Genomic DNA, 15,988 nt, shown 5'->3' with positions numbered 1-15,988 from the left:
CCCTTCCCGTTCCCGGCGTGCCCCGGACCGGGGCACCGTCGTTCACGGAAGGCCGTGGCGGCTCACCGGGAAGTCGAAGTACGTGTCCGGGAACGGCTCGTTGTCCAGGGTGTAGTGCCACCACTCCTCGGGCAGGTTGTGGAAGCCCGCCGCGATCAGGGTGGTCCGGAGCAGGTCGCGGTGCTGCCGCGCGATGCCCGTGATCGCCGGGTTGTCGGTGTGGGCGAGCGGGTCGAAGCAGTCGTAACCCGTGCCCATGTCGACCATGTTGTCGGGGAAGCGGCTGCCCTGCGGCGCGAAGCACGGCCTCAGCGGTTCGCCCGGGAAGTAGGGCCGCTGGGGCCGCGGCGGGATCCTGACGAGCGTGAGGTCCATGGTGCTGCCGCGGCTGTGCCCGGACTTCTCGGCGATGTAGCCGTCCTCGAAGAGCCGGTCCTTGGCGACGTTCGGGTAGAACTCGGCCTTCATCTTCTCGTCGGCGAGGTCCTTCGCCCACCGCACGAAGTGGTCGACCGCGCGCTGCGGCCGGTAGCAGTCGTAGACCTTGAGCGTGTAGCCCAGCTTCCGCAGCTGCGTCTGGGCGGTGCGCAGGCCCTCGGCGGCCTGCCGGGTCAGGACGCAGGTGGGCTCGAGGTACCCGTCGACGCGCCGGCCGACGAAGTTGTGCGGGGTGGCGTAGCGGATGTCCTGCAGGATCGACGGCGCGACATCGGACAGGGCGACGAACTCGTGCGACGTGGTGGTCGCCCCGGCCGGGCCGGGGACGGCGAAGGTGGTCAGGGCGGCGAGGGTGACGGCGAGGGTGCGCATCCGGGTGGAAATCGGCATACCGCACGTCTAGCAGGAAATCGCTTCGCGATCAGCCGCCGCTCAGGGGGAGACTTGGCGGCTTTTGGTCGATTTGCGTGCGGTGTAACGGTTTTCGCGCACGCGGTCGTGACGTCCGGTAGCCGAGCCGTTGTCGGCAAATCTTCCGTCACCGTGACCGCGGTCGGCTGGGGAAGATGGGTTGTGGCTGACTCTGTGCCCTTCACGGACAACTTCTCGGACCTCTCCAACACGCAGGGGTACCAGTTCGAGTTCCGTTGTGAACGCTGTGGGAACGGTTTCCGTTCCGCGTTCCAGCGCGACAACATGGAAACCGGGCGAAGCGTGCTTCGCACTGTCGGCTCGTTCTTCGGCGGGACACTGCGGGACCTGAGCAACTCGGCCGACCAGTGGCGCTACGACCGCGCCACGAACTCGCCCGCCAAGGACCGCGCGCTGGCCGCGGCCGTCAAGGAGATCACCCCGAGCTTCCGGCAGTGCCGCGGCTGCAGCGACTGGATGTGCCAGGACCAGTGCTGGAACGAGGAGATCGGCCAGTGCCTGCGCTGCTCGCCGAGCGTCGCCGAGGAGATCTCGCGCGCGCAGGCTTCCGCCCAGCGCGACCAGATCTGGGACAAGGCCCGCGAAAAGGACTGGACGTCCGGTCTCGACGTCGACACCCGCGCGAAGGTGTCCTGCCCGGGCTGCGGCCTCAAGGCCGAAGGCGGCAAGTTCTGCCAGTCGTGCGGCACCGCGCTGGCGCTGAAGGTGCGCTGCGGCGGCTGCGGCAGCGAGAGCAACAAGGCCGGCGCGATGTTCTGCTCGGACTGCGGCAACCGATTCTGACCATTCCCCACTGAAACCGGCGTTTCTCCGCGAGTTTCCACGAAATCCGTCAGGTTCTCACTGTGCGGCCCGCTTCGGCGGGCAGTGAGCTTTCTCGAGCATCGACAACGGCCCGCGCTGCGAGTATTTGTCGGGGGTGCGCGAGGGGGCTCGTGGCACGGAACCGGATCGGACGGCCGTTCCGGAACTCGTGGAGGAGGGTGCGGCGTGAGTACCGACGGGCCGGGCGGAAACGAAACGGAATGGCCGGTCGGCACGGTGTTGTCGCGCTTGCCGGGCGCGCTCACCGATGAGTTGCTGGGGCTGGGGGCGCCGAAACCGTGCCGGGCCGGCACGGTTTTGCTGCACCAGGGTGAGCCCAGTACGCACGTTTTCCTCCTCGGGCACGGGAAACAACCCCGCTTGGCGTGCGTCAAGGTGACGGTGGCCGCCCGGAACGGCACCGAGAGCCTGCTGGGTATCAGGATCAGTGGCGATCTGGTCGGCGAGATGGGTGTGCTGCGAGAGGGGCCGCGGTCGGCCACGGTGACGACGTGCCGGGCGATGACGGTGCACCGGATCCCGATCGAGAGCTTCCGGGTCTTCCTGCGGCGCAGGGAAGAAGCCTGGCGGGTGGTGTGCCACATGATTGCCGATCGGCTCGACTGGGCCAACCGCCGTCGCCTCGACTTCGCCGGGTACGACACGGCGGTGCGGCTCGCCCGGGTGCTGGTCGAGCTCGCCGCGCACCACGGCACCCCGGGCGGGGGCGGGATCCGGCTGGGAATCGAGCTTTCCCAGTCGGAATTCGGCAAGCTCATCGGAGCCGGCCGTGACTCGACCCAATTGGCTGTCCGCCAATTGAAGGAACTGGACTATATCGGGTACAGATACCGGACAGTAACCATTCTTGACCTGAACGGGCTAGCGACCTTCGCTGATCCTGACTAACGAACAGGTGCAGATCACGGAATTTTCCGGAGTCTTGGTCACGGAGTGGAGGCAGACTCTGCGCTCACTCCCACCAGATCCGAAAAGGACAATGACCTTGGCTCGTGCCAGCGATTTCACTCGCCATCTTCTCGTTTCCATGGACGTGCAGGGTTACGGCAGCCGGGACGACCAGCAACACGCCGCGATCCAGTCCGGCTTGCTCAGCGTGGCGAACACCGCCGCCACCCGGTGTGGCCTGGATCGGTCGGCCTGGCACCGGCAGGGCGCCGGCGACGGCGAACTGGCGATCCTGCCCGGTGCCGTGGCCGAACCGGACGTCACGGACGACTACGTCCGCGAGCTGGTCGCCGGACTCGCCGACCACAACCACGACCTGGCACCCGAAGCCCGGATGCGGATCCGGATCGCGATCCACCACGGGGTGGCGATGCCCGGCGCGAACGGCTGGACGGGGCAGGGCGTCGTCGGCGTCAGCCGCCTTGTCGACAGTGCGCCTCTTCGCGCCGCCCTGAAGGCGTTCCCGGAAGCCGACCTGGCCGTGGTCGTCTCGCGGCAGATCTACACCGACGTCGTGGCCCAGCGGCACACCTCTCTGAAACCGGCCGAGTTCCGGGAAGTCGTGGTGCGCCAGAAGGAATACACCGACGTCGCGTGGCTCCGGGTGCCGGGCTACGACGTGCACGGCGCTACCCTCGCCGCGGATCCGCCGGAGCAGCCGGCCGCCGCGGTGGTCGCCCCGGCCGGTCAGCAGTACCGCGCCGAGGCGATCACCGTGCTCAACGGGAGTGTCGACGCGCGCGACGCGGTCTTCGGGATCAAGCGCGGCTGATGAGCGAGGAAGAACCGGCGGAGACGCCGGCCGAGGCGCCGGATCCGGCGCTCGGCGACGACTACACCGAACAGCTCACCCGTGCGGTGAACCAGTTCAACGGGCCGATCTACGCCGACGGCGCCCAGTTCGGCATCGGCCCGCGGCGGCCGGAACGGGTCAAGGCGGCCGCCGGCATGCTCGACGACGCCGACGTCGTGGCCGAACTGCGCGGCTACGTACCTCCCGGCTGCTTCGACACCGCGCTCACCGCGCTGGGCAAGGACCACGTCGTCGGCCTGCACGGGAGCCGGGGAACCGGGAAGCGGGCCGGGGCGACCGCTCTTCTGCGCGAGGTCACCGGCGGCCCGCTGTACGTGCTGTCCCCGATGAACCGGCTGAAGAGCTTGGCCGAGCGCGAATACGCGGCCGGGAGCGGCTACATCATCGCGGATCGGATCGCGGAGCGGAAAACCGCCGACGTCGACTTCACCTGGCGCACGGTGCGCGACCGCGTTCGCGACCAGGGGGCCTATCTGGTAGTCACGACGACCACGCCGACCGAGCAGGGCGAAGTCGACTCCGTGGCCCAGGTGCGCTGGGAGCCGCCCGACCTGCGGACGGTGCTGCGCGCCCGGCTCGCCGGCCGGGCGGACCGCGAGGACGTGATCGAGCAGGTCCTGCGGGCTTGGCCGGACGGCGGGCAGTTGCACGACCTCGTCGGCGTCGCGGCCGACATCGCCGACGGGACGGCGGTCGCCGAGGCGCTCCCGAAACTGGACGCGTCGCTGCAGGACCAGGTCCGGATCTGGTTCGACGAAGAGCGGGACGAGCGAGACTACCTGGCCGTCACCGCGCTGGCCTTCCTCGACGGGGCTCGCCAGCGCACGTTCGAGTCCGCGCTCGCCCAGCTCGAAGGCAAGCTCGCCGAGACGGTCGCCGGTGGGGAGCCGGACGCCCTCGAACGCACGCAACCCGAGCTGCTCCGGCAGCACCGCCTGAAGCTCTACGCGCACGACAGCTTGATCAAGATCGAGCGGGTCGGCACGGACGGCGTCGCGCGGCACTGCCCCCGGTTCAAGGAGCCGAGGTACCGCGGGTTCGTCCTGGCGGAGTTGTGGGCTCGCGAGGAAGCGCCGTTCTGGGACGGCGTCTCCGCGTGGCTGGACGAAGTCATGCCGAAGGAAGGGCTGCGCGTCGCCGCCGGCCTCGCCGAGCTGGCGAGGTCCGCCTTCGACGAGGTCGACGACATCCTGGCGCCCTGGGCCGACGGGCGCCGGGGCTGGCCCGGCCAGACCACGGCGACGCACGTGCTGTGGTTGCTGAGCTACGACGAGGCGCTCGCCCCGGAGGCGCTCCAACTGGCCGCACACTGGGCGGGCCGCGGCAGCCCGGCAGAACGGTGGACCGGGGCGGTCGCGCTGAGCGGGGAGCTCGGCGCCCGGTACCCGCACGAGGCCGCCAACCGCCTGTGGCAGCTCATCCTGCAGAGCCACACCGTCACGGGGGATGCGCACGTTGCGCTCGCCGGCCTGTTCGTCACCCTCATCAAGCGCACCGAGGACGCCGGGGTCGTGCTGACGTTGCTCGACGGGAAGCTGCGACGGCTGGCGAAGCCGGGCGCCACGCCCGGGTACATCCGTGCGACCACGCGGGCGATCCTCAGCGTGCTCTCCGCGCGAGACCGGATCGCCGGCCGGCACGCCGCAATCGAGCACCTCTGCGCCGCGCCGGACCGTGCCGCGCCCGTCGAAGGCCGGCTGTGGGCCGCCGCGCTGTGCAACCGGCCGACCCGCAAACGGGCGCTCACCGTGTTGCGGGCGTCCCTCAACGACCTCAAGCACCTCTGTGAGGACCCGGTCGCCGTCGCGACCGCGCTGGGCGCGGCCATTTCGGACGCCTTGCCAGCCGGTGAAGCCGACTTGCTCCGCACGGACTTCGCAGCACTCGAAGCCCGCACTCACAAAGACAGTTCACCGCTGGTCGAGCACCTGCTCGCCGCGATCGCCCACCTGCACCGAGAGGCCACCGCCCTGCCATGACCCATCCCTACCCGATCGTCGAGCAGCGCTCCCTGGACCCCGCGCGGGTGAAGGGGAAGTGGCTCTGGCGCAAGGAGTTCCGCGACCACGGCGAGCTGCCCAGGCCGAACGCGCACCACGTGTTCGTCTACCGCGTGGACGGCGAGTACATCCTCGATAGCGCCCAGCGGCGCCTGGATGAGGAACAGGTCGTCAACGCCACGCACGTCAGCCTGGTGGACCTGACTCGCGACGCCGAGGTGCTCGTCGAGCTGGCCATCCCGTGCGCCGAGGCCGACGACTTCACCATGCGCGTCACGTTCGTCTGCACCGTGACCAATCCCATCAGCGTCGTGCGTGAAGGACGAGGTGACGCGCAGACGCTCCTACGCGCCTACCTCAAGAGCCACCACCGGATCTTCGAACTCGGTCTCGAGTACCGGCTCGACCAGGTCAACGAGGTCCGCCGGGACGTCAATGCCCAGGTGAAGGCCTTCACGACGCTCAAGCCGCCGGTGATCTCCGGGATCGCCGTGGAGTTGCGCAGCGTCGAGGTGCTGACGCCGGTCGAGTACCAGAAGCTCATGGGCAACCGCCGGAGCATCGAATACCAGTACGAGCTGGACACGACGCAGCAGCGCTTGGACCACACGCTGACCACCGAGCGCCAGCACAACGGCCACCATCTCGAACGTGACCAGACCGGGCACGACCAGCTGCTCGGAAGCGAACGGCTGGTCCACGAGCAGCGGCTGGATCGGGAACGCGTCCACCACGAAGGAACCGTCGGGGCCGAACGGCAGGGATACGAGCTCGACCGGCTGGCCGACCGGAAGGCGTTTGAGCGGGACCAGCGCGGGCACGACCGCGCGGAGATCACGGCGCTGGCCGAGATCATCCGCGACAACCCGGACAGCGCGCTGGCCAACGCGTACGTCACCGGCTCGCTGGACGCGGCCGACCTGGCCGAACGGCTGCTGACCGAGAACCGTCACCGCGCCGAGATCGAGCGCACCGACCGGCAGGCCAAGTTCGACCGGGAACACGAAGAGCGGCTCTGGGAGATCGAGCGGCGGAACGAGCAGCGCCGGTGGGAACGAGACCAGTCCCGGGAAGAACGCAAGTGGCGGCGGGAGGACCACGGCCTGGTCAGGGCCGAAACCCGGCGCAAGGAGGAGATCACCCTCGAGGTCATCCGGGAGCTCGGCAAGCGCGGCTACCTCGACATGACGAACCTGGACCCGAACGTGCTGATCACCAAGCTCACCGGGACCAAGCCCCCCGAGCGGCTCGATCAGGGCCGCAAGCCGGAGGAGCTGGCTACCGGCGAACGCGCCGAGGCAGCACCCGCCGCTGAAGACGGCGAAGAAGACGACGACACCGGGGTGAGGGAAGAGGATGTCAGTTGAGACCGAGGCGCCCGCGCGGGGCGCCTTGCCGCCGGACGTCCCGCTCGGGACGTACCGGCCGGTGGACCCGCACCGCGGGCTCGGGCGGCGGCTTCGGGCCCTCGCGGGGATCCGCGAGGAGATCCTGGACTGGGTGCCGGAGGAGCGGCCGCGGTACACGCGCCTCGGTGCCATCGTCTTCAACACCGGCCTGCTCGCCGGGGTTTCGCTGCTGGTGGCGCTCTCCAGCCTGTCGACGGTGCCGTGGATCTTCCTGGTGCCGGCCGGGGCGTTGTGGGCCTACGTCATCATCAGCTTCGACGGCTGGCTGATCGCCAGCACGCACGGGATGCTCGGCGGGGGCAAGGCCAAGGTATTCGTGCCCCGGCTCGTGATCTCGCTGCTCATGGGCGCGGTGATCGCGGAACCGTTGGTGCTGTGGATCTTCTCGCCCGCCATCCACAAGGAGGTCCTGGACGGCCGGGAGAACGAGCTGTCCGCCTACGAAAGCCAGTACCGGAGTTGCAACCCCGAAGGCGCGCCGGCGCTGAAGACGGACGACTGCGCCAACTACCAGCTGACGATCAAGGACTCGCCTGAGGCGGCGAAGGAGGAGCTGGACAAGGCCGTCAAGAACCGCGACGCGGCGAAGAAGGAGTACGACGGCCTTTACGGGCAGTGGGACGCATTAGAGAAGCTGGCGCGTGGGGAATGCAGTGGCGCTCGGGGTGACGGGCTCACGGGCGTCGCGGGTGACGGCCCCGAATGCGACCGGAACCGGACGGTGGCGGACCGTTTCCGCACCGACAACCAGTTGGACAAGCGCCAGGCCGACCTGACCGCCGCGAACGGCCGGATCGACGAGCTGACCAAGAAACTGGGAAGTGCCCAGCAGACCGCCGGCCAGCAGGTCAGCGCGGCCATCACCGCGAAGGTCACGGCGATGCGCGAACACCAGGGCACGATCGGCATCCTCGACGAGTCCGCCGCGCTCGAGCGGCTGGCCGACCGCAGCGGGTTCGTGTTCGCGGCCCAGTGGCTCGTGCGGCTGCTCCTCATCGCGATCGACTGCCTCCCGGTGCTGACGAAGCTGATGAGCGGGTCGACGGCCTACGACGTGCTCGTCTCGAGGCAGGTCGAGGTCGCCCGGCGGCTGCACGACAAGCACGTCACGCTGCGGGAGCGGCAGGACACAGCCGACAACGACGTCTGGTTGCAGCGCACCGAGTACAACCTTCGGACGAGGATCGACAGCATCGAGGAGGCCGACCGGTCCGCCCGGGCCCGGCGCGAGTCGGACTTGGACGCCGAGATCGACAAGCTGGCCGAGAAGCTGCGCAGCCAGTAGTTGCCGGCACGAGTTCCCGGGAATTCATAACGAGTAAGTTCTGCTCCAGTCGGTCAACGGTGTGCCGGGCAAGATCCTGCCCTCCTTCTGATCCACCTGGCGGCCCCCGCTCCGGCCGGGGCCGCCACTCTCCCCGGGGAGACCCATGGATCGGCAGCTGCTCGGCAGGCGCGGCATCGCGGTGATCGCGATCGCCGCGGTGACCGCCACACAGCCGCAGCTCGTCGCCGATCCGCGCGCCCCGCAGCCGGATCCCGCCGGGCGGCGAAGTCCATGAGCAGCAGGCCGCCGTCGACGTCGAGGAGGTCCGCCTCCAGCCGCTCAGCCCGCGTCCCGGACGTCGCCACCCGGGGGAGCCGTGGCCCCGCGGCGTCGGCGACGTGCTGCTCGAAGCCGGGAAGATCGTTGCTAGGCCAGGCTTTTCGCGAACCAGTGCTCGGCGTACTGGTCGTCGTTGAACGGCTCGACCTCGGCGTACCCGGTCCGCGCGTAGAGCGCCCGGGCCTCGACAAGGTCGTGGCGGGTGTCGAGCCGCATGTGCCGCGCGCCGAGCCGGCGGGCCGCGTCCTCGGCCGCCGCGACCAGCCGCGGGGCCGCTCCCGAGCCGCGGTGAGCGGGCTTGACGTACATCTTCGTCAGCTCGCCGACCCCCGGCTCGAGGACGCGGGTGCCGACACAGCCGGCGAGCACGCCGTCCCACCGGCCCAGCAGGAACGCCCCGGTCGGGGCGACCAGGTCGGTGCCCGGCTCGTCGGCCAGCGCGATCGCCATCTCCGCGTCGGTGACCGGGCGCCCGTAGTACCGCGAAGCGACTTCGGCCATGTACTCGCGCATGATCGCGACGGCGTCCGGGTGACTGACGGGGACTTCGGTGATGTTCCACTCCACGTCCCCATCTTGGGGAAGCTGTCCACCGAATTCAGCGGCGGCGCCCGACCCCGGGCACCATGAAGGCATGACGCCTGTCACGAAGCGCCTCACGGTCGTGGCCGTCCTGCTGATCACGGCGGGCGCGGTCCTGCTGTCGGTGGGCGCGATCGGTTTCCGGGCCACCTCCGACGAGCCGGACGCCAACATCGGCGCCGGGTTCGCCCTGCTCGCCGGGCCCTACGTCGTCGGCCTGGGCGTGGTGTTCGCCTTGTCGGCCGGCCTCACGCACCTGACGTCCCGGCGCCGCTGACGGCTCACCGCGGCGAGTGCTCCCACAGCGCCGAGGGCAGGTTCCCGGCCAGGTCGGCCAGGTAGTCGGCCTCGGCCACGAGGTTCTGTCGCGTCGCGCAGCCCGGGCCCCAGGTCCGCGCCGACCCGTGCTCGACGACGACGTCCCGCTGCGCGAACCGCGGGTGCGCGGCCAGCCAGCGGGCGAGCTCGCCCTCGAGGCGCGAGTCCGGCGGCAGCGTCGGCATGGTCATCGCCTGGCCCGCCACGATCCGCACCTCCGGGCACTCCGGCACCCGCACCTGGGTGACGTGGGTGTCGCGCAGGTAGGTGTGGTCGTCGAAGTTCCGGTACGGCTCCTGGTCGTCGATCCCGATCGTCTGCCGGTCGCGGTGGCGGAACTCGACCCAGGTCTCCCTTGGCTGGTCCGCCAGCGGCCGGCCGGTCGGGTGGACGACGCCGAACGTCGGCGCCGCGCTCTCCTCGCCCGGGACACCACTGTGGAACGTGCCCCCGCGCTCGGCCGCGAAGGCCTTGAACCAGTGCTCTTTCCGGTTCTGCAACGACTTCGTCCTCGACCGCCACCAGAACCCGACGACGGCCGCGATCACCACCACGACGAGCGCGATCCCGAGGATCACCGCTCCGGCGTTGCCACCATCGGCCAGATACATCGTCAGAAGTCCAGGTCCGCACGGGTTTCGTCGTCCGACTGGTCGCGGCCCGTTTCGCCGTAGTCGCTCGCCTTCTTGGCGTTCTTGACGTGGCTGTTGAGCTTGCCGAGGTGGTCGTTGACCGTCTTGGCCGGGTTGTCGCCGGGGTTGGCCGGGTCGAACCCGAACACACCCTTGACCGCGGCCTCGCCGCCCTTCTTCAGGACCTCGGTGGCCCCGGTCTTCAGGATCGTCGGCGTGTACCGGATGTTGCCCGCCGCGTCCTTGACCGGGTTCTCCCAGGCCTTCGCCCAGCGCTTGCCGAGCATCCCGCTCTCACCCATGGCCTTCTCGAGCAGCGTCTGGCCTTCGTTGCCCTTGGTGATCTTCGCGAGCGCCTTGCCGGTGTCCGAGCCGGCGAACACCTGGCCGAGCTTCGACGCGGCCAGCTCGGCCTTCATCTTCTCCAGCCAGGCGAGGATCTTCTGCAGCAGCTCGCGGACCTTCGACACCTTCTGCGTCGTCTTCGCCGTGGTGGCGCCGAGCTTGACCTCGGACGCCGTGCCCGCGGTGGCCACCGACGCCCCGCAGGTCGGCACCGCGGCGGCCAGCGCCGGCACCCAGATCATGATCAGCCAGGTGATCAGCTCGGTCAGGATCGCCTTGATCAGGTCCTCGACGAAGCTCATCAGCATGCTGCTCAGCTGCAGCATCCGCGCCAGGTCCCCGGACTTCGCGGAGACGCCGCCGATGCCGTGCGCGAACTCGCCGAGCGACCGGCGGGCCGCGTCACCCGCGTCGCCCTTCCACTGCGCGAGCGACGAGTCGGCGACCTCGGCGAAGTTCTTCGCCAGCTGGTCCAGACCGGTGGCGATCGCGCTGAAGTTCTCCGCCGCGACGCCGAGCGCCGGGCCGTCACCGCTGACGAAGTGGATCGCGTCCTGGATCGGCTGGACGGCGCTGAGCAGGAAGTTCAGCCCCTGGCCGACCAGCCAGCCGAGCGGGTCGGTGGCGATGTCGGTGATCGTGCTGGAGCTCGACTGGATGAAGCCCGCCGTGTCGGTGGCGATCGAGGTGAGCCCGAGCGTGATGTCCGCGCCGTCGGGGTGCGGCGCGGCGACGGCCTTGACCACCGAGACGGCGTCTTGGCCGACGGTCACCGCGCTGCCCACGAACGGCGTCGCCTTGACCGCGTTGCCGGTGTTCACCCCGAGCACGGTGGCCGGGTCGTCCGGCTTGACCGTGACGCCGCTCGCGACGTCCTGGAACTCCGCCATCGTCCGCGTCCCCCTACGGCTTCTTCGGCCCGTCGAGCAGGACTTCCACCTGTCCGAAGAAGGCTTTGTGGTCGTCCTCGGTGCCCTGGTAGACGCGCGCCGCGTCGGTGAACTTCTCCTGCGCCGAGGTCAGGCCGTCGGCCATCGACCCCAGCAGGTCCCGCAGCTCGCGCAGCGTCTCGTCGTACCCGTGCTTGGTGAACAGGCCCACCACGCCCCAGGACTTATCCCCGACGTCGGCCTGACCGACCTTCTCGGTGAACTTCGCGCCCTGCTCGCGGTACTCGCCGAGCACACCGGCGTAGCTGTGCAGCGCGTCCACCCGGACCTGGTAACCACCGGCACCGTCGGGCATCAGTCCTCCTCGTCGAACAGGTTGCGCAGGAAGCTGTCGCCCGCGGACCCGCCGCTCGCGGGCGGGGCCGCCGGCGGGTCCGGGGCGTCGGCCTTCCGCAGGACCCGGTCCTCGGAGAAGTCTTCGGGAGCTGCGATCGGCGGCGCGGTCTCTTCCGCCAGCTTCGACCGCAGTTCTTCCACGCTGGTTCCGAACGCCTCGGCCTGCGTTTCGAGGACCTGCTCGACCAGCCCGTCGTCGCCCACGTGCTCCTGGACGATGACGGCCTGGCGCCGAGCGGCCGCGCCGACGGCTTCCCGCAGCGTCGCCATCAGCGCCGTCGACAGCGCCGTCGACAGCGCCTGCGGGCCCTTCGCCAGCGCGGCGTCGGTGAACTTGACGTCGAGGACCGCGCCACCCGGCCCGGTGACCACCGTGACCCCGCCGTCCGGCGACGCCGCGGTCGCCCGGAGCCCGGTCAGCTCCTGCCGCATCCCGGCCAGCCCGGCGAACCGCTCGTCGGCGTCCCGGATACCCGCCTCGAACCGCTGGAACTCGGCGACCAGCTGGTCGAACTCCGCCGACATGTCCTTCTTCCTCCCGAACGCCCGGTACGTGGTCCACCCATCGTGGCCCCTCGGCGACGGTGTGACGCGGGGAACGGCGGATCCGATCCCACTGCGTCACCCGATCGGGAAATGGGTAGGTTTCGGCCGCAAGGGGAAGCAGGGGACAAGCGCTAGGAGTGTGTGATGAGCAGCACCGAAGGGGCCGGACGGTCCGAAGAGGAAGACCGGAAGCAGAGCGGCAGCCACGCGGCGCCCGAGGGGGCAGGCGTGCACCCGCTGATCGATCTCTCGCGCGACCCGAACCCGGGCAAGCCGGACCACGCGAAGCCCGAAGAAGACTGAGCGGCGGGGCGCGAAACGGGGCCGTGGCGGCGTTCCCGGCCCCGTCGGGCCCGGCCGCGCCACCCTGCGGAATGTCCGGCGCTCCGCCCGTGTTGAGAGGTAGGCTGAGGGTTCGTCGACCTTCAGACCCCCCGCTTCGCCCGTCCGGTAGATGGGCGGGTATCTTTGGAGACCGTGCCCGGCAGGCGTCGGGCCGCTCCGCGTGCCGTGCGGCATGGGCGGGGTGCTCAGGCACCCGGTCACCGGCTTCGGCAGGTCGGGGTTGCGACGGAAAATCCCTACGGGAAGTTACCGGTCGAGAGACCGTGACGCGGGCCGACACGCCCGACCGCGGGGGCCGGTGAAGACACGTAGAAGCAAGATCACGACAGGAAGCTGGTCCATTGCCCACGATCCAGCAGCTGGTCCGCAAGGGCCGCCAGGACAAGGCTGCCAAGCAGAAGACCGCGGCCCTCAAGGGGAGCCCGCAGCGGCGTGGCGTGTGCACTCGCGTGTACACCACGACCCCCAAGAAGCCGAACTCGGCGCTGCGCAAGGTCGCGCGTGTGAAGCTGACCAGCGGCATCGAGGTCACCGCCTACATCCCCGGTGAGGGCCACAACCTGCAGGAGCACTCGATGGTGCTCGTGCGCGGTGGTCGTGTGAAGGACCTTCCGGGTGTCCGCTACAAGATCATCCGTGGTTCTCTCGACACCCAGGGTGTGAAGAACCGCAAGCAGGCGCGCAGCCGCTACGGCGCGAAGAAGGAGAAGAGCTAATGCCCCGCAAGGGTCCGGCCCCCAAGCGGCCGCTGATCTCTGACCCCGTCTACGCCTCCCCGCTGGTCACCCAGCTGGTGAACAAGGTGCTGAAGGACGGGAAGCGCTCCCTCGCCGAGCGCATCGTGTACGGCGCGCTCGAAGGCGCTCGCGAGAAGTCCGGCACCGACCCGGTCGTCACGCTGAAGCGCGCTCTCGACAACGTGAAGCCCACCATCGAGGTGAAGAGCCGCCGCGTCGGTGGCGCCACCTACCAGGTGCCGATCGAGGTCAAGCCGGGTCGCTCCACGACCTTGGCGCTGCGCTGGCTGGTCTCCTTCTCGCAGGCTCGTCGCGAGAAGACGATGATCGAGCGCCTGCAGAACGAGCTCCTCGACGCTTCCAACGGCCTCGGTGCCAGCGTGAAGCGCCGCGAGGACACGCACAAGATGGCCGAGTCCAACCGGGCCTTCGCGCACTACCGCTGGTGATGATCGCCCGGCTGTCGATCAAGCCATGCCGGGCCCCAAGCTTGAGAACAGGGGAACACTCTCGTGGCACGTGACGTGCTGACCGACCTGAACAAGGTCCGCAACATCGGCATCATGGCCCACATCGACGCCGGCAAGACGACCACCACCGAGCGGATCCTGTTCTACACCGGGGTCAACTACAAGATCGGTGAAGTCCACGACGGCGCCGCCACCATGGACTGGATGGAGGAGGAGCAGAAGCGGGGTATCACCATCACCTCGGCTGCCACCACCACCTTCTGGGACGACCACCAGATCAACATCATCGACACCCCGGGCCACGTCGACTTCACCGTCGAGGTGGAGCGCAACCTCCGGGTGCTCGATGGCGCGGTCGCCGTCTTCGACGGCAAGGAAGGCGTCGAGCCGCAGTCCGAGCAGGTCTGGCGGCAGGCGGACAAGTACGACGTCCCGCGCATCTGCTTCGTCAACAAGATGGACAAGCTCGGCGCGGACTTCTACTACACGGTCAAGACGATCATCGATCGTCTCGGCGTCCGGCCGCTGGTCATCCAGCTGCCGATCGGTGCCGAGAACGACTTCGAAGGCGTCGTCGACCTGGTCCGCATGAAGGCGCTGACCTGGCGTGGCGAGGTGCAGAAGGGCGAGGACTACTCCGTCGAGGAGATCCCGGCCGAGCTGGCCGAGCTGGCCGCGGAGTACCGCGAGAAGCTGATCGAGACCGTCTCCGAGGCGGACGACACGCTGATGGAGAAGTTCCTCGAGGGTGAGGAGCTGACGGAGGCCGAGATCAAGTCCGGCATCCGCAAGCTCACCATCACCAGCCAGGTCTTCCCGGTGCTGGCCGGTTCCGCGTTCAAGAACAAGGGCGTGCAGCCCATGCTCGACGCGGTCATCGACTACCTGCCGACCCCGCTGGACGTCCCGGCCGTCGAGGGCCTGCTGCCCGACGGCGAGACCGTCGCGTCCCGCAAGGCGTCGGTCGACGAGCCGTTCGCCGCGCTCGCGTTCAAGATCGCCGCGCACCCGTTCTTCGGCAAGCTGACCTACATCCGGGTGTACTCGGGCAAGGTCGCCGCCGGCGCCCAGGTCGTCAACGCGACCAAGGACCGGAAGGAGCGCATCGGGAAGATCTTCCAGATGCACTCCAACAAGGAGAACCCGGTCAATGACGCCCAGGTCGGCCACATCTACGCGGTCATCGGGCTGAAGGACACCACCACGGGTGACACCCTGGCGGACCCGCAGAACCCGATCGTGCTCGAGTCAATGACGTTCCCCGAGCCGGTCATCCGGGTCGCGATCGAACCGAAGACGAAGGCCGACCAGGAGAAGCTGTCCCTGGCGATCCAGAAGCTGGCCGAAGAGGACCCGACGTTCCAGGTCAAGCTGGACGAGGACACCGGCCAGACGATCATCGCGGGTATGGGCGAGCTGCACCTCGAGGTGCTGGTGAACCGGATGAAGTCCGACTACAAGGTCGAGGCGAACATCGGCAAGCCGCAGGTCGCTTACCGCGAGACGATCAAGAAGACGGTCGAGAAGCTCGACTTCGTCCACAAGAAGCAGACCGGTGGTTCCGGCCAGTTCGCGAAGGTCATCGTGAAGCTGGAGCCGCTCGAGCGCACCGATGGCGCGCTCTACGAGTTCGTCAACAAGGTGTCCGGTGGCCGCGTGCCGCGGGAGTACATCCCGTCGGTCGACGCGGGCGCGCAGGACGCGATGCAGTACGGCGTCCTGGCCGGCTACCCGCTCGTCGGGTTGAAGTTCACCTTGCTGGACGGTGCTTACCACGAGGTCGACTCTTCGGAGATGGCGTTCAAGATCGCCGGTTCCATGGCGATGAAGGAAGCCGCGAAGAAGGCCGGCCCGGTGATCCTGGAGCCGATGATGGCGGTCGAGGTGACCACGCCCGAGGACTACATGGGCGATGTCATCGGTGACCTCAACTCCCGCCGTGGTCAGATCCAGGCCATGGAGGAGCGGGCGGGCATCCGCGTCGTGAAGGCGCTGGTCCCGCTGTCGGAGATGTTCGGCTACGTCGGCGACCTTCGGTCCCGCACCCAGGGCCGGGCGAACTACTCCATGTTGTTCGACTCCTACGCCGAGGTTCCCGCGAACGTCGCGAAGGAAATCATCGCGAAGGCGACGGGGGAGTAGTTCCCCCACCGCGCGCGGGCACTAAGGGACTCTCCTGAACGTCCGCAGCACGAAGGAACATTCGGGGGCTGGCAGCCACGCCGGCCCCCGAGCACAAAGCGAAATCAGTCCAG

General features: G+C 69.1%; 18 protein-coding genes. 12 read left to right on the top strand and 6 right to left on the bottom strand.

Annotated elements, in window-relative coordinates; genetic code table 11:
- Positions 1–42: 42 nt before the first annotated feature.
- A complete protein-coding gene (locus ACLJQZ_RS20525) occupies positions 43–828 on the bottom strand; it encodes a M15 family metallopeptidase (RefSeq protein ID WP_410621550.1) in 786 nt (261 codons plus the stop codon).
- Positions 829–1,152: 324 nt separating this feature from the next.
- On the opposite strand from ACLJQZ_RS20525, the gene ACLJQZ_RS20520 reads away from it, so the two are divergent.
- The 7 genes from ACLJQZ_RS20520 to ACLJQZ_RS20490 all read left to right on the top strand — a co-directional run bounded on the left by ACLJQZ_RS20520 (position 1,153) and on the right by ACLJQZ_RS20490 (position 8,428).
- On the top strand, positions 1,153–1,653 hold the full coding sequence (locus ACLJQZ_RS20520; RefSeq protein WP_410621549.1) for a zinc ribbon domain-containing protein: 501 nt from the start codon (positions 1,153–1,155) through the stop codon (positions 1,651–1,653).
- A gap of 207 nt (positions 1,654–1,860) precedes the next feature.
- On the top strand, positions 1,861–2,583 hold the full coding sequence (locus tag ACLJQZ_RS20515; RefSeq protein ID WP_410621548.1) for a Crp/Fnr family transcriptional regulator: 723 nt from the start codon (positions 1,861–1,863) through the stop codon (positions 2,581–2,583).
- A gap of 139 nt (positions 2,584–2,722) precedes the next feature.
- Positions 2,723–3,415 carry a hypothetical protein gene (locus ACLJQZ_RS20510; protein WP_410621547.1) on the top strand — a complete coding sequence of 231 codons (693 nt, stop codon included), beginning with the start codon at positions 2,723–2,725 and terminating at the stop codon, positions 3,413–3,415.
- Positions 3,415–5,436 carry a hypothetical protein gene (locus ACLJQZ_RS20505; protein ID WP_410621546.1) on the top strand — a complete coding sequence of 674 codons (2,022 nt, stop codon included), beginning with the start codon at positions 3,415–3,417 and terminating at the stop codon, positions 5,434–5,436. Before ACLJQZ_RS20510 ends, ACLJQZ_RS20505 begins: the two co-directional genes overlap by 1 nt.
- Positions 5,433–6,824 (top strand): hypothetical protein, encoded by a 1,392-nt coding sequence (locus tag ACLJQZ_RS20500; RefSeq protein WP_410621545.1) that lies wholly within the window; start codon positions 5,433–5,435, stop codon positions 6,822–6,824. Before ACLJQZ_RS20505 ends, ACLJQZ_RS20500 begins: the two co-directional genes overlap by 4 nt.
- Positions 6,814–8,151, top strand: coding sequence for a DUF4407 domain-containing protein (locus ACLJQZ_RS20495; protein ID WP_410621544.1), 1,338 nt, complete (start codon positions 6,814–6,816; stop codon positions 8,149–8,151). Before ACLJQZ_RS20500 ends, ACLJQZ_RS20495 begins: the two co-directional genes overlap by 11 nt.
- Before the next feature lie 145 nt (positions 8,152–8,296).
- Positions 8,297–8,428 (top strand): hypothetical protein, encoded by a 132-nt coding sequence (locus ACLJQZ_RS20490; protein ID WP_410621543.1) that lies wholly within the window; start codon positions 8,297–8,299, stop codon positions 8,426–8,428.
- A gap of 131 nt (positions 8,429–8,559) precedes the next feature.
- Here the strand turns inward: ACLJQZ_RS20490 and ACLJQZ_RS20485 are convergent, their stop codons facing one another.
- Positions 8,560–9,039 (bottom strand): GNAT family N-acetyltransferase, encoded by a 480-nt coding sequence (locus ACLJQZ_RS20485; protein ID WP_410621542.1) that lies wholly within the window; start codon positions 9,037–9,039, stop codon positions 8,560–8,562.
- Between the two features lie 67 nt (positions 9,040–9,106).
- Between ACLJQZ_RS20485 and ACLJQZ_RS20480 the strand changes: the two genes are divergently transcribed.
- Positions 9,107–9,331 (top strand): hypothetical protein, encoded by a 225-nt coding sequence (locus ACLJQZ_RS20480; RefSeq protein WP_410621541.1) that lies wholly within the window; start codon positions 9,107–9,109, stop codon positions 9,329–9,331.
- A 4-nt stretch (positions 9,332–9,335) separates the two neighbouring features.
- Here the strand turns inward: ACLJQZ_RS20480 and ACLJQZ_RS20475 are convergent, their stop codons facing one another.
- From ACLJQZ_RS20475 to ACLJQZ_RS20460, 4 genes are read right to left on the bottom strand one after another with little or no spacing between them, the layout of a single operon-like run.
- Positions 9,336–9,983 (bottom strand): hypothetical protein, encoded by a 648-nt coding sequence (locus tag ACLJQZ_RS20475; protein ID WP_410621540.1) that lies wholly within the window; start codon positions 9,981–9,983, stop codon positions 9,336–9,338.
- Positions 9,984–9,985: 2 nt separating this feature from the next.
- Positions 9,986–11,239, bottom strand: a complete 1,254-nt coding sequence (locus ACLJQZ_RS20470) for a hypothetical protein (RefSeq protein WP_410621539.1) — start codon at positions 11,237–11,239, stop codon at positions 9,986–9,988.
- A gap of 13 nt (positions 11,240–11,252) precedes the next feature.
- Positions 11,253–11,594, bottom strand: a complete 342-nt coding sequence (locus ACLJQZ_RS20465; RefSeq protein ID WP_410621538.1) for an ESX-1 secretion-associated protein — start codon at positions 11,592–11,594, stop codon at positions 11,253–11,255.
- On the bottom strand, positions 11,594–12,160 hold the full coding sequence (locus tag ACLJQZ_RS20460) for a YbaB/EbfC family nucleoid-associated protein (RefSeq protein ID WP_410621537.1): 567 nt from the start codon (positions 12,158–12,160) through the stop codon (positions 11,594–11,596). The genes ACLJQZ_RS20465 and ACLJQZ_RS20460 overlap by 1 nt, the downstream gene beginning before the upstream one ends.
- A 165-nt stretch (positions 12,161–12,325) precedes the next feature.
- Between ACLJQZ_RS20460 and ACLJQZ_RS20455 the strand changes: the two genes are divergently transcribed.
- The 4 genes from ACLJQZ_RS20455 to fusA all read left to right on the top strand — a co-directional run bounded on the left by ACLJQZ_RS20455 (position 12,326) and on the right by fusA (position 15,875).
- Positions 12,326–12,484, top strand: coding sequence for a hypothetical protein (locus ACLJQZ_RS20455; protein ID WP_247060512.1), 159 nt, complete (start codon positions 12,326–12,328; stop codon positions 12,482–12,484).
- A 383-nt stretch (positions 12,485–12,867) separates the two neighbouring features.
- Complete coding sequence (gene rpsL, locus ACLJQZ_RS20450; RefSeq protein WP_003102113.1) at positions 12,868–13,242, top strand: 30S ribosomal protein S12; 375 nt, start codon at positions 12,868–12,870, stop codon at positions 13,240–13,242.
- The gene (rpsG, locus tag ACLJQZ_RS20445; RefSeq protein ID WP_247060514.1) at positions 13,242–13,712 is read left to right on the top strand and encodes a 30S ribosomal protein S7; all 471 of its coding nucleotides are present in this window, start codon (positions 13,242–13,244) and stop codon (positions 13,710–13,712) included. Before rpsL ends, rpsG begins: the two co-directional genes overlap by 1 nt.
- Positions 13,713–13,775: 63 nt before the next feature.
- Entirely contained in the window at positions 13,776–15,875 is a 2,100-nt protein-coding gene (gene fusA, locus ACLJQZ_RS20440) for an elongation factor G (protein WP_247060515.1), read from the top strand.
- Positions 15,876–15,988: the final 113 nt, after the last annotated feature.

Source organism: Amycolatopsis sp. cmx-8-4, from assembly GCF_046548675.1.
Classification (GTDB): Bacteria; Actinomycetota; Actinomycetes; order Mycobacteriales; family Pseudonocardiaceae; genus Amycolatopsis.
The sequence above is the reverse complement of the archived record's forward strand: the minus strand, read 5'-3'. Positions and strand labels throughout refer to the sequence as shown.

Excerpts from the sequence above, each read along its gene's own strand:
- ACLJQZ_RS20490 (WP_410621543.1), top strand. The coding sequence starts at position 8,297 with ATGGATCGGCAGCTGCTCGGCAGGCGCGGCATCGCGGTGATCGCGATC.
- ACLJQZ_RS20465 (WP_410621538.1), bottom strand. The coding sequence starts at position 11,594 with ATGCCCGACGGTGCCGGTGGTTACCAGGTCCGGGTGGACGCGCTGCAC.
- rpsG (WP_247060514.1), top strand. The coding sequence starts at position 13,242 with ATGCCCCGCAAGGGTCCGGCCCCCAAGCGGCCGCTGATCTCTGACCCC.
- ACLJQZ_RS20470 (WP_410621539.1), bottom strand. The coding sequence starts at position 11,239 with ATGGCGGAGTTCCAGGACGTCGCGAGCGGCGTCACGGTCAAGCCGGAC.
- ACLJQZ_RS20505 (WP_410621546.1), top strand. The coding sequence starts at position 3,415 with ATGAGCGAGGAAGAACCGGCGGAGACGCCGGCCGAGGCGCCGGATCCG.
- ACLJQZ_RS20495 (WP_410621544.1), top strand. The coding sequence starts at position 6,814 with ATGTCAGTTGAGACCGAGGCGCCCGCGCGGGGCGCCTTGCCGCCGGAC.
- ACLJQZ_RS20455 (WP_247060512.1), top strand. The coding sequence starts at position 12,326 with ATGAGCAGCACCGAAGGGGCCGGACGGTCCGAAGAGGAAGACCGGAAG.
- ACLJQZ_RS20475 (WP_410621540.1), bottom strand. The coding sequence starts at position 9,983 with ATGTATCTGGCCGATGGTGGCAACGCCGGAGCGGTGATCCTCGGGATC.
- ACLJQZ_RS20525 (WP_410621550.1), bottom strand. The coding sequence starts at position 828 with ATGCCGATTTCCACCCGGATGCGCACCCTCGCCGTCACCCTCGCCGCC.
- ACLJQZ_RS20510 (WP_410621547.1), top strand. The coding sequence starts at position 2,723 with ATGGACGTGCAGGGTTACGGCAGCCGGGACGACCAGCAACACGCCGCG.
- ACLJQZ_RS20480 (WP_410621541.1), top strand. The coding sequence starts at position 9,107 with ATGACGCCTGTCACGAAGCGCCTCACGGTCGTGGCCGTCCTGCTGATC.
- ACLJQZ_RS20460 (WP_410621537.1), bottom strand. The coding sequence starts at position 12,160 with ATGTCGGCGGAGTTCGACCAGCTGGTCGCCGAGTTCCAGCGGTTCGAG.
- ACLJQZ_RS20500 (WP_410621545.1), top strand. The coding sequence starts at position 5,433 with ATGACCCATCCCTACCCGATCGTCGAGCAGCGCTCCCTGGACCCCGCG.